The sequence below is a fragment of the uncultured Brachyspira sp. genome, assembly GCF_944393015.1.
Taxonomy (GTDB): Bacteria; Spirochaetota; Brachyspiria; order Brachyspirales; family Brachyspiraceae; genus Brachyspira.
Map to the genome: position 1 here is coordinate 1 of NZ_CALXYQ010000062.1, position 16394 is coordinate 16394.

A 16394-nucleotide genomic window follows, 5' to 3' on the forward strand; every position below is an offset into this window, starting at 1 on the left:
TCATCAGCTTTAGGATATAACTCTAAATGTACAGAAGAAGCATTTTCTCCTTTGTAGTATCCCCAAACCTCATCAGTTGTGAAAGGAAGTACCGGAGCTATTATTTTTACTAATACATCTAATATCTCAACAAGTACAGTCTGAGCACTTCTTCTTGAAAGCGAATCTTTTCTATCACAGTATAATCTATCTTTTATAATGTCAAAGTAAGTAGCAGAAAGCTCAACAACACAGTAATTTATAAGTCTTTGATAGAATAAATGGAACTCATAACCATCGCAAGCCTTCCCAGCAACTTTTATAAAACTATGAAGTCTTGATAAAGCATATCTGTCTACAGGAAGTAAATCTTTAACTTCAATCTTTTCTTTAGTGAAATCAAAATCAGAAATATTTCCTAACAAATATCTGAAAGTGTTTCTTATTTTTCTGTAATTGTCAGCAATAGCCTTCATCATGTTATCGCCAACACGTGCATTATGAGTGAAGTCCTCACTTATACACCAAAGTCTTAATATATCAGCACCATATTTGTCAATAACTTCTAAAGGTGAAACAACATTGCCGGCACTTTTATGCATAGCTCTGCCTTGCTCGTCTAAAGTCCAGCCATGAGTTATAAGCTCTTTGTATGGAGGTATTCCTCTTATAGCCATAGAAGGCCAAATTGCAGCTTGGAACCAACCTCTGTATTGGTCGCCTCCCTCTAAATATATATCAACAGGGAAAACTCCGTCTAAATCTTTATTAGTTTTCTGTGCCGCAAAAGATGATACACCAGAATCGAACCAAACGTCCAAAATATCTTGCTCTTTATCAAAATCAGTGCTTCCGCATTCACATTTAGTGCCTTCAGGAAGTAAGTCTTTAGCCTCTAATTCAAACCAAACATCCATTCCTTTAGTTTTTACTATTTCAGCAAAATGTCTTGTAGATTCAGCAGTTAATAAAGTTTTTCCGCAGTTCTTACAATAGAATGCAGGTATAGGAACTCCCCAAGAACGCTGCCTTGATAAACACCAGTCAGGACGATTTTCAAGCATATTTTTCATTCTTTCATGTCCCCAAGCTGGATACCATTTAATATTATCTAATGCTTTAACTGTTCTTTTATCTATATTATCATGTGTCATATTCATAAACCACTGAGAAGTAGCTCTGAATATCAATGGATTTTTACATCTCCAGCAAATAGGATAACTGTGAGTAACTTTTTCTTTATGGAATAATGAACCATTATTTTCAAGTATCTCTACTACTTTAGGATTTGCATCTCTTACTTTCATTCCCTGCATTTCTGGAAACTCGCTTGTATATCTTCCTGCTTTATCAACAGGACAATATATTTCAAGTCCGTAATTCATACCAGTTTGATAGTCTTCCATACCATGACCAGGTGCCGTGTGAACAATACCAGTACCTGCAGTAGCCTCAACATAATCAGCAAATACAACAGCAGATTTTCTGTCTTTTATGAATGGATGAGCTATTTCAAGTTTTTCAATTTCTTCCATAGATACAGGAATCATATCTCTGCCTTCTGCTTTCATATCTTTTTTACTAAGAACTGTATCAACCAAAGAAGTTGTCATTATTGCATATCTTCCGTCTATTTCAACTGCAACATACTCTAAATCTTTATTGAAAGCACAAGCCATATTTGAAGGCAATGTCCAAGGAGTAGTAGTCCATATCATAACATCAACATTACCATCTAATTTATCATTGATTTTATTTAATACTGGGAATCTTACATAAACGCTTGTAGAAGTATGATTATCATCGTATTCTATTTCAGCAGCAGCCAATGCAGTTTCACAATCCATACACCAGTGAATAGTTCTTAAACCTTTATATATGTAACCCTTCTCTACTAACTGTGCAAATACTTCAACTATTTCAGATTCATATTCAGGCGACATAGTAAGATAAGGATTTTCCCAATCTCCCATTACACCGAGTCTTTTAAACTCTTTTCTTTGAATATCAATATATTTCTGAGCATAAGCACGGCATTTTTTTCTCATTATAAATTTAGAAGTTTCTTTATATTTATCTCCTAAACTCTCCTGTACCTTTAATTCTATAGGCATACCATGACAATCCCAACCAGGAACATAAGGAGAATCGAAACCTTTAGCAGATTTATATCTTACAATAATATCTTTAATAATTTTGTTCAATGATGTTCCAATATGAATGTCTCCATTCGCATAAGGCGGTCCATCATGTAAAATACATTTAGGAGCACCTTTTCTTAATTCTCTAAGTTGTTGATAAAGTTTTTCATCTTCCCATTTTTTTATTATTTTGGGTTCTTTTTCCTTTAAACCTGCTTTCATAGGAAAAGCAGTTTTAGGCAAATTGATAGTAGAACTATAATCCATCTTATTTTTTGCTCCATTGATTAAATTTTTCTTTAATAAAATTTTACTACTTTATAAAGATATTCAATTCTATACTATAAGTAGGAATTTTACAAGTTTTATATAGATAAAATAATTTAATATTTTCAAATTTTATACTCTAATAATTAATTAAACATATCTGTAAGTCTGAAATCCCATATCATAAATATTAATAAAGTATATATAAATCTTTTTGACACTTCTTTGTTTTCATTATTTGTAAATTCAATATTTATTTTGATTTTATCCTTATAATCAGCATAATCAGTTTCACCATTAATTTTTGCTTTTATTGTAAAAGTATCTCCATCATCAATAGTTAAAGTATATTCTTTAATTGTTCTATATTCTGTATATAAAGGAAACATACCATATCTCATTCCAAACGCTTTGAAAGTACCGTAAGCAATTTCTATATTTTGAAGTTTATCTATTTCATTTTCTAAATTATTTTTATCAATATTTATTATGCTTAATTGATTTATAGTCTGTGATAATTCATAATCCTGTAATTGTTGTCTCCATTTTGTAATTGTTTCTTCTTCCATTTCGATAGGGCTTGCTAAACTAATAAAACTATTATTATCAATTTTCACTTCTTCATCATTACAATTTGTATAGCTTCCATCCCCTGCATATCTAAATGTTGTTATAAAATTATTACTATTGTTGTATAAACTCCATATAAGAGATAAGTCAAATTTATTCATAATTGTATTGTCAATAAATACCTCTTTGAAAAAATCATAATCGTATTTATCTCCTGCAATGAGTAATTGATTTAATATATACGAGAATTTTTTTATAATATTAGAAACTTGTTCCCTTATATATTTTATATTTTGTTTTTTGTTTTCGTCTAAATTTCTTGGAATAGATTTTAATATTTTACTTTCTTTTATATCGAATATACTTACAGAATAATCATTGTTTAGTATTAATTTATAATTTTCATCAAGAATCTTTTCGCTGTTTTTGTCAAAGCCAATATTTGAATTATATTTCAATTCTAAATTGTAAAAAGGAATTTTTTTATCTTTTGCAATTTCTATCAAAATATCTAAAGCATTGTTTTTTGTTGCCATTTTTTTAGCATTATTATATATATTGAATAATATTTTAATTGTGTATTCATTTTCTTTATTTAAAGATAGTATTTTAAAAAATAATTTTGATTCGCTGTCTTTTTTGTATATTTCTTCTAATGCTTCATATCCTCCATATAATCCGTAAATTAATTGTGCTGCTTCTTTATTAGTTTCTTTATAAATATTATAAGCAAAGTTCAAAAAACTTTCTTTATCAAGCAAATCTATAATAGAATCAATTTCAATAATATGGTAAATATACTTCTTTAATTCTAAATATTTTAAATATATGTATTTTATTACATTTATATTAACTTCTCTTGATTTATCTTTTATTAATACATTAGCTTCTTTTATAAAATCAACTTTCTTTTCATCTTTCTTATTTAAATTATTTTCAGCATAATTTTCTGCTTCTTCTATACTTTTAAAAATTTTGAAATCTGATAAATCTTTTAATTCATTATAATAAGTATTTTCTAATCTTTTTTTGAAAGCTATTATTTTTTTATTTTTACTTTCGGAAGCTATTTTTTGTATCTCCTTTAAATTGTCTTTTATAATATCATTACCGTAATAATAATCACCTAATACATGTAAATATAAAGTCCATTTCAAATTTTGAAAATTTTTAAAGTTATTACAGAATTGAAAAATATTTTCCATAGAATTAACTTGACTAATATCCCAATTTTCTAAAGAACTGTACTGATTAAAATTATAAGTGCCGCCAAACATGTAACTCATATTTTTTACCTTTGAGGTATTCCATTTATCAAGAGGCTGATTAAACTTTGAAGCAAGATAAAACATATATGATGTATCTTTAACATTTGATATATCCCAATCATTTAAAGGCTGATTGAACTCAAAAGATTGTGCAAACATACAATACATATTTTCAACATTAGAAACATTCCAACTATTAAGCGGCTGATTAAATTTACTGCATCCCTCAAACATACAAGTCATATCTTTAACACTCTCAACATTCCAAGATGAAATATCCTGATTAAATTCCATAGCATCATTAAACATATAATTCATAATTTTTACTTTATGAACATTCCAATTATTAAGAGGCTGATTGAATTTAATTGCATACCTAAACATATACCCCATATCTTCTACATTAGATACATTCCAGTTATTTATATTATGATTAAATTTACGGGCAAAAGAAAACATTGAGTTCATACTTACTACATTAGAAGTATCCCAAGTTTCTATTCCTGAAAAATCTTCTCTTTCGCTTCCTGAAAATAATCCGCTCATATCTTTAATAAGACTTGTATCTATATCGCCTAAATAAATACTTTCATCTTGTACTATTTCGTATAATTCTTTTAAAATTTCTGGTTTGTATTTATGCATATATTTATCCGTAATTTTTATTTTAACAGTATAATATATTTATTTAAGAATTTCTATTAACTGAATATATTAATTTTATAACGCACGGTTAATAAAACTTTATAAATAATTAAAATATATATTTAAAAATTAATCTAAATTATTAATTTTGCTCTGCGTGCGGTGGATAATACAATAAATTTAAAAAAATCTTGGGTGGGTATTATAATCACAGTGTAAAATAAAAAAGAAAAGTAATACAAAAATGACAAATGAGATTAAAAAATATAAAGGGTGGGCAAATGTAATTAATTTTTTTAACTTTAATTACATACCCCACATTTAATATTTATAGTTTATTGTTGAAAAAATTGATAATAAAATAGTATAATTTTTTTATTTATCAACTTTTTTATGCCTAAAAAAGTTGCAAAAAAGACATGTTTTATCAGTTTAAAACTAAATAAAATTATAATATTAATTTAATACAAATTTTATGAATTATTTTATTTAGTATACATTTATTTTAAAAGTCAATAAAGTAATTATTATCAATTAATTTATTTATATATTTATAATTTTATATTTTTATTTTATTCAAAATTTTCAAATGCTTAATTTCTTGTTATTGTAGTTAATACAATAAATTTAAAAAAAATCTTGGGCGTGTATTATAATCACAGTGTAAAATAAAAAAGAAAAGTAACACATAAATGACAAATGAGATTGAAAATATAAATGGTGGGCAAATGTAATTAATTTTTTTAACTTTAATTACATACCCTGCACTTTGATATTTATAGTATATTTTTGAAATTATAATTTAAATTTGTTTTTTATTAAACTAGAAAATATAGCACCCGCCAAAGTTTTTATTAGATATAGAATTTTATTAACGCACGATTAGTTTATTATTTTTTATAGTATAAATTAGCAATAAAAATTTATTTGTATTTTGACTTACTTACCGTGCGTAAATATTTGAAAGTCTTCTTATTGATATAACAATTTTACATTTAATTATATATTGCAATACATAATTAAGTTATAACAAAAATTAAATTAACAAATAAATGTAAAAATGTTTATATTATAATAAAAATTTAAAATAAATATTGATTATACTTTTAATAATTGAGTTTTTTGTTAAAATATTAAAAAAAGAATTTACTACTATTTTAATTTTAAATATAATATATTATTATTTTTTAATAAAAATATTAAGGAGTTTTATTATGATTAAAAAAATTCTAACAATCTTTTTAACCCTATTTCTAGTAGGTATATTATTAGCAAGCTGTTCAAATGCTGACAAAACAGGATCAGGAGAAACTACAAAAGGCATAGAACAGTATAATGGAAATAATTATGTATCAACATCTACTGTATCTGCTAATCAATATTTATGGGTATTAATAAAAGATGGTAAAATTGATATGATTACTGATGCGGATAATAACACTGCCCCTACATATGGAGAAGGTATTGATTTTTCAGTAACAGGTTCTACTAGTACAGATTATGATTTTAGTTCAGCAGATGGAAGCATAGCAGGTAGTTTAAGATTTGCTCCTGATGGTTCTATTTTAGTTGTTAGATTTACAAAAAATCCTGAGGCATCTGAATCAATTTTAAATTCTGATATAACTTGTAATAAAAAATAATCAATTATATCAAATATAAAAAGGCTTTACTTTGTTTTGTCAGATAAAGCCTTTTATTATATACAAATTTAATTAATAATTATAAAAAATGAAAGCAGATAAAAGATTTTTAATATATTCTTATATCTGCTTTTTATATTATCAGTTCACTTTTATTCAGCTTTTGAGTCATCAGGCTTAGGCTGTATTATAGCAGAAAGAACTAAGAATACTACTAAACTTGCAACTATACCAGGTATTATAGGGTCGACACCGAATAAATTAATATTTTTATTGTATTGGAAGAATATTGTTACAACACTTCCGGCTATCAATGAACCCATACTAGCAACTGCAGAAAGTTTTTTGTTTGTATAGTTACCAAATAAATATGGTATAAATACTCCGGCAGCTCTTAAACTAAATGAGAACATCAATATTGTTATTAAGTTTGAAGCCTTGAAAGCTATAAACATAGATATAAGCCCAACAGCAACCATACATGCTCTGCCAAGGAAAAGTAATTGTTTATCAGTAGCATTTTTATTAATGTATTTTTTATATATATCATTTGTAGCTATTACAGAAACTGCAAGCATATCAGAGTCAGCTGATGACATAGTAGCTGATATTAATGCAGAAAATAATAAACCAACATTACAGGAGGCATTGTATGCATAGCAAGTACAGGTAAAATATATCTAGTACCTTCAGAAGTAAGAAGTTCAGAAGTAAGAAGTCCGTCTTTAACAACACTTGAAGCAATCAAACCTAAAAATACAGGGAATAAAGAATATAATATACATACCAATCCGCCGACTAAAGAACCTATCATTAAAGATTTAGAATCCCTAGCAGAAAAGAATCTCTGACTAATTTCAGGGCCTACAGAATATGAAGCAATATACATTATAGTTAATGATATTATAGTAGGCCAGCCCATACCAGCAGTAAATGATTTTTGTGCAGGTGTTAAATTTGCAAGTACATGATCAAAACCGCCTGCATAATTCAAAGCAAAAGGTATAGCAACTAAACTGCCTATAAATACTAATGAACCTTGAATCAAATCCGTAAAAGCAACTCCCCAAAGTCCGCCCATAGAAGAATAAGCAGTAACTACTATTGTAACTATTACTACTGATAATTTATAATTCCATCCAGTCATAACAGTTAATATACTTGCTGAAGCTATTATCTGAGCTGCTGTTATACCTATCATAGGAAGACCCATTATAATAGAAGTAACTAATGCATTTGCTTTACCATATCTTTTATAAAAATATTCTGATACAGTAGTAACCATTGCATTTCTGAATCTTTGAGCTAAAAATGCTAAAACAAGATAAGCAATAGAAGCTGTTATTACATACCAAACTGCAGAAAGTCCCCATTTACCAAAAGCCTGTTCTGCTAAACCTAATGAAGTACCTCCCCCAATATTTGTAGCAGCCAAAGTTCCAGCCAAAAGTACAGGTCCTAAATTTCTTCCGGCTAATGCAAAATCATTGCTGTTGCTGATTTTTTTACTGGAGTACACGCCTATAAGAAGCATAGCTACTAAATATAGAACTACTATAATTATTACTATAGTTCCGCCCATAATTAAAACTCCTTAAATATTTTATTTTTTTAATGAAAATTTTAATGAATAATTATAATATTTTTATTTTTAATATAAAGATATTATATGTAAAAAATACCGAAAACATATTATATATTATTTACAAACAAAACACTTTCGTAAATAAAAACAAAAATTATTGTTATATTAATAAAAATATTTACAGGGTGATATTTGAATTCTTCTGCCATTTGTTGGATTTTAAATAATACATACTAAAGAAAGTATTGATTATATAGCATATACCCATAGAAAGCCATATTCCTATAAGCTCAAAATGAGGAGATAATGCATAAGCTAAAATCGTTCTCAAAATTAAAGTAGTTGATGTTGTAAAGGCCATTATTACTATAGTTTTTCCTGCACCGTTTATAACTCCATTACATACAAACATCACAGAATAAAAAATAAATATTGGCATTATAGTATAGATATAGCTTCTTGCATATTCAAAAACCTGAGTATCTTTTGTGAACATCCTTATAAGTAAATAAGGATTAGTTATTGAAAATATGCTCATAATAGAAGAAATTATAATTCCTATAACGATTCCGCTTTTTAGAATTTCTTTTACCCTTTCTAATTTTTTAGCTCCTATATTCTGTGCCGACATTGTCATAACAGCATTTCCCAAAGCTCCCATAGGCATTATAAAAAGTGATTCTACCCTATTAACAATAGCCACAGTTGCACTTGCTGCCTCTCCGAAACTGCTTATAAGTCTTGTAATTACTAACCATCCGAAAGCTACTATAAATTGATTGAATGAAATAGGTATTCCTAATTTAAGTATTTTTTTAGTCATATTCAAATCAAATGTAAATACAAAAGGATTTATTTTTATAAAGCTGTTTTTTATTCTAAGATATGTTATGCTTATAAATACAGAAGTAAATTGAGCAATTACAGTAGCAATAGCTGCCCCTTGAAGTCCCATTGCTGGTATTATCCAAAAACCTTTTATAAGTATAGGGTCTAATATTATGTTAATTATAGATGATACAATCAAAAATATTAATGGTCTTACAGTATCTCCTACGGCTCTTAATATAGAAGAAATAAAAAAGTAAGTATAAGCAAAAGGCATACCCAAAATAGATATTCTTAAATATATTAATGCCATATCCATAGCATTTTCAGGAGTTTTCATCATTACAAGTATATTTCTTGAGAATATAAGCATTAAAGCTCCAACTGTAAATAATATTATAACTCCCAAAGTGGTAGATACTTTTATAACATGGCTTACAGTATCATAATCTTTAGCTCCGTAATATTGAGAAACTATAACTCCGTTAGCCATATTAACTCCAAAGGCAAAAGAACCCATTATAAGCATTATTGGAAAGCTTACTGCAACTGCCGAAAGTCCAAGAGGTCCTATAATATTACCTATCCAAATACTATCCACTATATTATATACAACATTAAGCATATTAGACATCAGTATTGGTATAAGCAGTTTTAATAATGTGGGAACAACTTTTGCTTCTGTGAGATCTGTTCCTATATGATTAGCCATTTATATTTTTAACACCTATTATTTAATTAAACTTATCATCATATTATAAACCAAATAACAATTAATTAAATAGTAAAAACAAAATTATTTTTTATATTAACTTTCATTTTATAAAATTAAACGCAAGGTAAGTAGATTGTTTATTTAATTTAAATTATATTATTAAATAATATTATATAAAAAATGCATTAATCGTGCGGTGTAAAGATTAAAAATTTAAATAAAGCTTAGGTGGGCGTTATAATAGTAGTGTAAATAAAAAAGAAAATTAATACAAAAGTGACAAATGAGATTAAAAAATATAAAGGGTGGGCAAATGTAATTAAATTTTAAAACTTTTATTACATACCCCGCCCTTTAATATTTATAGTTTATTTTTGAAATTTTAATTTAAATTTATTTTTTTATTGAATTAGAAAATAAAGCACCCGCCCAAATGTTTATTAACTTTAAAACTTATTCAACGCACGATTAACTTTATTTTTATTAATAGTTAAAATAAAATAGCATTTAAAATTATTTTTTAGTTTTGTTTACCGTGCGTTTTAATTAAATAAAATTTAATCTTTAGCATTAGGATCATGTCTTAATGTACCCTTTACAGTATAAACATCTTTATCTATAGTAATAGTTGCATTTATATAAAGTGAAGCTCTTTCATATCTAAAAGTAGATGTTTTAAATATTATAGGTTTATCAAAATTTTCAGCAGTTAATATTGAATGTATTGAAAAATCAGAAGATTTAATTTCAACTATATGTTTTGCCGGAATTTCACTTTCAATATATAAATCCTCTAAATATAATATTATTGATAAAGTACCCTTATCTCTGTAAGTATTTCTTGAACCCAAAACTTTCATCTGAGTTTCTCCTAAAGAACTTCCATTCTTAGTAACATTTACAAATCCAACACAAAATCTATCGTCCCAACTTTTATTAATACCAGTACCATATTCAGGAACTCTAATAGAAGTTTTTGTCTGAGCATAAGAAATTTGATAAGTAGAAAAAATAGATATTAAAAATAATACAAAAGAAAATGATAATATTTTTTTATTCATAATTAAGCCCTTATAAAAAATTTTGAGCTTCTACTTATTTATAATTAAATAAATAAAAACTCAAATTTATTTGATAATAGCTTATTATAAATTATTAATTCATAAAATCAAGCATATTCATATTTTTATTTATATGATAAATAATATGGAATTTTATTTTACAATGCCGGTGCATGCTTACCCTTATTAGGGCCATTAGGATGCTTTAGACAATAACCATTTACTAAGGACTGTAAAGATTTATTTTTAGCCCCGCAATACTTGCAAAAATATTCTGACTTCTCACCGCCTTCATAAAGTTTATGCTTGCCCTTGTTTGGACCGTTAGGGTGCTTAAGACAATAACCGCTAGTTAATGATGCTATTGATGTGTATTTAGCACCGCAGTATTCACAGTAAAAATTTTGAGCCATAAAAAGCCTCCTTTAATATCAATTATGATTTAATTATATATTATTATAGCGACAAAAACTGTCATAATTTCATTTAAATATAAAAAAACTATAATTTATAATTAAAACTAAATATATATCCATAATCTAATATTCCGTTTTGATTTTGATTTATAATAGGAGTAAAGGAATAATATATTTTTCTCTCTAAATTGCTTTTATAAACTGATGAAATAATAGAAGTTAATGCTCCAGCTGTAAATAAACCTATACCTGTAAAAAACAGTGTTCTATTTAGCTTGCTTGTTTTATCAGTTTTGCTGAAATCAAAAAAATCAAAATTATTAGGCTGTCCGTTTACTGCATTTAATACAAATGGACTAGCGGCAGTTAAAGCTCCTCCAACCATTGTTATTATTCCGAAAGTATTGAAGCCTTTTGCTATATTTATACTATTCATATTTTTTTCTATTAATGCTCTTCTATCTGCTTCATAAATTAATCTTTGTCTTTCTTCCTCTAATTTTTTTAATTCCTGTTCTTTTAAGCGGTTCTGTCTTTCAATTTCTTCCTGTTCTTTTATTCTTTTTTCTTCCTCTAATTTTTTTAATTCCTGTTCTTTTAAGCGGTTCTGTCTTTCAATTTCTTCCTGTTCTTTTATTCTTTTTTCTTCCTCTAATTTTTTTAATTCCTGCATTTTTATTTTTAAATCTTCTGTTTCAATGGCACCTTTACTTTTTAAATAATCATACATTTCAAAATTATTATTATCAAATGCATAATGCAAAGCTGTTTTATTATCATAAACTTTAGTATTAATATCCGCTTTTTTAGAAATAAGGAGTTCTGCCATTTCTTTATTATTATTTTCTGCTGCAATCATTAAATATGTTTTGTTATCATATCTTGTATTTACATCTGCCTTATTTTCAATGAGAAGCTTAGCTATTTCTAATTTATTGTCTTTTACTGCTAAATATAATTCTTTACCATCATTTTCATTTAAAGGTATTTTTTTTGATAAAAGAGCTTCAACTATATCTTTATTGCCTTTTTCTATAGCATACATTAATGTTGTATTTTCATAATACCCATAATCATTATTTATAGTATTATATATATGAGCATTATTTTTAATAAGAAACTTAACTCCTTCTAAATCATTATCATTAATAGCATATAAAAGAGGATATGTATTATTAAAATTCTTATCAATATCTAAATATCCTATATCAATTAATTGCTGAGCTACATCATAATACTCTAATGCAGTACATAAACTTAGAAGATAAGTTCCTTTTTCAAAACTTTTAGTATTTCCATTTTTACTTTCAAAACTAGTATCTCTTCCTAAATATAGTTTTTGATTAGTTACCATATTATTTATTTCTTCTATTACAGAATTATTATTAGTATATAATGATATTAAAGTTTTATATTTATCAAATACATAGCTATTAAGAAATATATTCATAATATCTTTACTGTATGACTGATCCATAGCAAGCATAATAGCTGTTTTTCTGCTGTTATTTGTAATTTTTAAATTTGGTTTTTTATCTAATATTTGTTTTATTATATTTGTAGAATTTTTATCTATAGCATACATTAATAAACTATGATTATTATAATTGCTGTATTGATAATTAATGTTTATGCCTTTATCTAAAAGACTTTTAAAAACATCATCATAATTTTTTGATATTATAAGTTTAACAGCATACCAATCATTATTTTTATAATCGGCACTATTATTGACGAGTAATTTTGCAATATCTCTATGCTCATATCTTGCTGCTATTTCTAAGGAAGTTAAAGACTCAGTAACGAATCTATTTAGATAACTGTCAATATAACTTATATTAAATAAATTATTTGAATACTCTGCATTATTATCCATTAATAATTTTACTATATCATAATGCCCGTTCATAATAGCATTTTTTATCGGAGTATTAAGATTAACATCAGCACCGTTTTCTATAAGAAGTTTAACTATATCAAAATATCCGTTACGGCTTGCAATTAATAAAGCAGTATCCTCAATAAAATCGCTTTTTTCATTAACATTGACTCCTCTTATTATTAATTTTCTAACAGTTTTAATATCTCCTGATTTGCATGCTTCGTATAATTGATAATTGAGCCTATCCTCGCAGTATAGATAGGATAAATTAAATACTGAAAATAGAATAAATAATTTGAATAATTTCATAAACCTGCTCCATTTAATAATTACTCATTAGTAGAACTGTATTCTTCCCACCATTTTTTTACTTCGATTATATTTGTATAATATTTTTTGGTTAATTCATCGTTATAATAATAGTTAACTTCTTCTTCTCCTTCTATAGAACAATTAAGAGTATTGCCTTTTAATTTGAAATTGAAATATAATTTTGTAACAAATAAGTTCATAGTATAAACAGCCTCATTTTTACTTTTTATCTCACTCGCAGAAGTGGTTAATAATGTTAGAATCGAAGCTAAAGGATTGACTACAGTTTCTTCATCTCCTACTAAAACTTTATCTCCTACAAAGAGCAGGGATTCATTGCCGTTAGTATAGAATTTATAACTTACATTTTTGTACCAGCCTTCCTCTTTGCTTTCGCAGGATATAAATACTAATATTGATAATAAAGCTAATAAGAATATTTTTAATTTCATTTTTTACTCCTAATTAAATATAATTCAAAATAAAAACTAAAGGCTTCAGCTGAAAATACAAGCAAAGCCTTTAACTAAAAATATGATTGATTATTTTTTTATATTACATATAAAATCTTTATTTTCAAAGCTAGGAGCATCTGGATTTTTTGTATATCTAACTGTTACAGAAGAACCGTCAGAAGAAAATGTTAAAGTACCTTTTGTTTTACCATCTCCGGCATCAAAAGTATAATCAGTACCATAACCAGTTATTGGGCCAGTCATATACATTCCTGTAAAATTTGGAGCTGTTGTATTATTATTATCAGGTAAAGTTGCTAATTTACCGTCTTTTATAGATACCCATAAATATGCTGTTTTTAAACCTGGATCTAGACTTGAAGCATCAAAACTATCTTTTGACACATAAGTATTATTGTTATACTGTTCTATGCCTTGTGAAGTTTTAGTATATGTAACATTTTGTCCATTAATATTGACAGTTGCATTATTTACATCTTTAAATGTTATTGTAATCTCACTACCATAAATTTTTACTTTATAACTAGGATCAGTAGACTCTAATACTTCACCTTTATTTCCACGAGTGCTATTGTATTCGTATATATTACCGTTTATATCTATTTCTACAGCATCGGAGTTATATGATGATGTCCATATACCAGAATATTTTGGATCTATAGTTTTTGGGGTACTTGGTGTACTTGTATCTGGTGCTGTTTTATCCTTATTAGAACAGCTTACTGATAAAATGCCTACTAAAAATAGGCTTAAAAAGATTGTTGAAATTTTTTTACTCATAGTAAAACTCCTTGATATTTTTATTATAAACATCTTCATTTTTATTTGCTCATTCAATTTTGTTATAACTTAATTATGCACTATCAATGAGACAAATTTTTTCATAATTTTTATTATTTTGAAAAATAAAGGCTCTACTCAAAAAAAATTCAAGCAAAGCCATTTAATTTTTAATATGATTGATTATTATCTTTTATTGCAAACTATATCTTTATTTAACATTTCTGCAGGAGCATCTGGATTTGCTGTATATTTAAGTGTTACAGAAGAACCGTCAGAAGAAAATTTTAAAGTACCTACTACTGAACCGCTATCTAAAGAAAAACTATAATCAGTACCAGAACCTGTTACAGCAAAATAAGCTGTGTCAAAATCTGGGGGTGTTATATTATCACTTGGTAGAGTTGACACTTGACCATCTTTAACTGATACCCATAAATATGTAGAATCCATTATAGCAGATTCTGATACATAAGTCTTACCATTATACTGCTCTATACCTTTTGGAGCTGTTTTATCCTCATTGGAACAGCTTATTGATAATATGCCTACTAAAAATAGGCTTAAAAAGATTGTTAATAATTTTTTGTTCATAATTGGAACTCCTTTTTTAAATTTTTATTCTAAACATTTTCATGTTTATTTGCTCATTCAATTTTTTTATAGCTTAATCATGCACTATCAATACGGCAAAAATTGTCATAATTTTTTAAGTTTTTATGTATTTAATATTTTTTATACAAAAAAACCGCCTATAACTTTAAATGTATTTTTAAATTTAAATACGAATTTAAATTTATTATTAAATTTATTATACTATATATTATTTTAAATTAAAATCAATATAAATTTATATTTTTTTATTATTATATTGATATATAATTATTAATTTTCTATAGAAAATTGAATAAGGTTATTTATCTTTTATAAAAGTTTTAATAATTTGAAATATTAGTCTATAATAAGACTATATTTCTGCCTCCAATAGAAAGGCTTTGAAGCGTTTGAAAAAATAGTTATGTTTCAGTACTATTATTAGATTTTTTATTCTCCCTCATATAATAGGTTTTCAAGCGTTTGCAGTTATTAGTACGATACAGGACTTTTATTTTCTCTTCAATAACAAGGATTTGAAGCGTTTTGAAAATCAATCTATAAAATAAAAAGAATAAATTAAACTAGATAAAACAACTATTTGTTTATATATACCTAAACAACTATATTTTGTAAATTTTTACCTTTTTATAAATGTGAATTATAATTTTTTATAAAATAAAAGATTATGTAATATTAAAGAAATATGTTTTACATGTGATATAGATTTATTAATTTTGTATAATAATGAGTAATCAGCCGCACGTATAGCGGACGTTTGATAAGAGTAGGTAATACCGTGCGGAAAGCCCCTATGGCGAATAGTTGACAAAGTTAAAAATTTTCAGTATATACCTAAACAAATATATTTTGTCAAAAATAATTTTTTAAATTTTAAATATCTGCAGGGCTTTGCCCCGCACCCCAGTTCTTTTATTGGTATAAAAGAACCAAAAGAACTGCATTTTAGTCTAAATTTAGGTTATATCATATATTTAATAGGTATATTTTTAATATAAAGTTTTAGCAATTGCGTTTTTTGCTACTTTTTTGTGCGGCAAAAAAGTAGATAACATCTATATAAAGTGCATCAGTTGACAAACTTAAAAATTTTCAGTATATTATAAGACTTTATTCTTCTCTCAATTACAAGGCTTTGAAGCGTTTGAAAATCAATCTATAAAATAAAAAGAATAAATTAAACTAGATAAAACAACTATTTGTTTATATAT

The 16394-nt window shown here is 26.1% G+C and carries 10 protein-coding genes and 1 pseudogene; 1 reads left to right on the forward strand and 10 read right to left on the reverse strand.

What is annotated here, in order from left to right:
* Both ileS and Q0K19_RS13710 read right to left on the reverse strand, forming a co-directional pair.
* Positions 1–2387: isoleucine--tRNA ligase (ileS, locus tag Q0K19_RS13705; protein WP_297248909.1), on the reverse strand; the 2387-nt coding region annotated here is incomplete at its 3' end.
* Positions 2388–2533: 146 nt separating this feature from the next.
* Positions 2534–4870, reverse strand: coding sequence for a BspA family leucine-rich repeat surface protein (locus Q0K19_RS13710; RefSeq protein ID WP_297248911.1), 2337 nt, complete (start codon positions 4868–4870; stop codon positions 2534–2536).
* Between the two features lie 1214 nt (positions 4871–6084).
* Between Q0K19_RS13710 and Q0K19_RS13715 the strand changes: the two genes are divergently transcribed.
* Positions 6085–6513, forward strand: coding sequence for a hypothetical protein (locus tag Q0K19_RS13715; protein WP_297248913.1), 429 nt, complete (start codon positions 6085–6087; stop codon positions 6511–6513).
* A gap of 152 nt (positions 6514–6665) precedes the next feature.
* Here Q0K19_RS13715 and Q0K19_RS13720 read toward each other — a convergent pair.
* From Q0K19_RS13720 to Q0K19_RS13755, 8 genes and pseudogenes are all read right to left on the reverse strand, one after another.
* Positions 6666–8095, reverse strand: a pseudogene (locus tag Q0K19_RS13720) (sodium:solute symporter).
* A 181-nt stretch (positions 8096–8276) separates the two neighbouring features.
* Positions 8277–9638 carry an MATE family efflux transporter gene (locus Q0K19_RS13725; protein WP_297248915.1) on the reverse strand — a complete coding sequence of 454 codons (1362 nt, stop codon included), beginning with the start codon at positions 9636–9638 and terminating at the stop codon, positions 8277–8279.
* Positions 9639–10198: 560 nt separating this feature from the next.
* Positions 10199–10702: a hypothetical protein gene (locus Q0K19_RS13730; RefSeq protein WP_297248917.1), complete on the reverse strand. Its 504-nt coding sequence runs from the start codon at positions 10700–10702 to the stop codon at positions 10199–10201.
* Positions 10703–10860: 158 nt separating this feature from the next.
* Entirely contained in the window at positions 10861–11115 is a 255-nt protein-coding gene (locus tag Q0K19_RS13735) for a hypothetical protein (protein ID WP_297248919.1), read from the reverse strand.
* 88 nt (positions 11116–11203) lie between these two features.
* The gene (locus Q0K19_RS13740; RefSeq protein ID WP_297248921.1) at positions 11204–13309 is read right to left on the reverse strand and encodes an ankyrin repeat domain-containing protein; all 2106 of its coding nucleotides are present in this window, start codon (positions 13307–13309) and stop codon (positions 11204–11206) included.
* Positions 13310–13329: 20 nt separating this feature from the next.
* The gene (locus Q0K19_RS13745) at positions 13330–13764 is read right to left on the reverse strand and encodes a hypothetical protein (RefSeq protein WP_297248923.1); all 435 of its coding nucleotides are present in this window, start codon (positions 13762–13764) and stop codon (positions 13330–13332) included.
* Positions 13765–13854: 90 nt separating this feature from the next.
* The gene (locus Q0K19_RS13750) at positions 13855–14568 is read right to left on the reverse strand and encodes a hypothetical protein (protein ID WP_297248925.1); all 714 of its coding nucleotides are present in this window, start codon (positions 14566–14568) and stop codon (positions 13855–13857) included.
* Positions 14569–14754: 186 nt separating this feature from the next.
* Positions 14755–15162, reverse strand: a complete 408-nt coding sequence (locus Q0K19_RS13755; protein WP_297248927.1) for a hypothetical protein — start codon at positions 15160–15162, stop codon at positions 14755–14757.
* Between the last annotated feature and the right edge of the window lie 1232 nt (positions 15163–16394).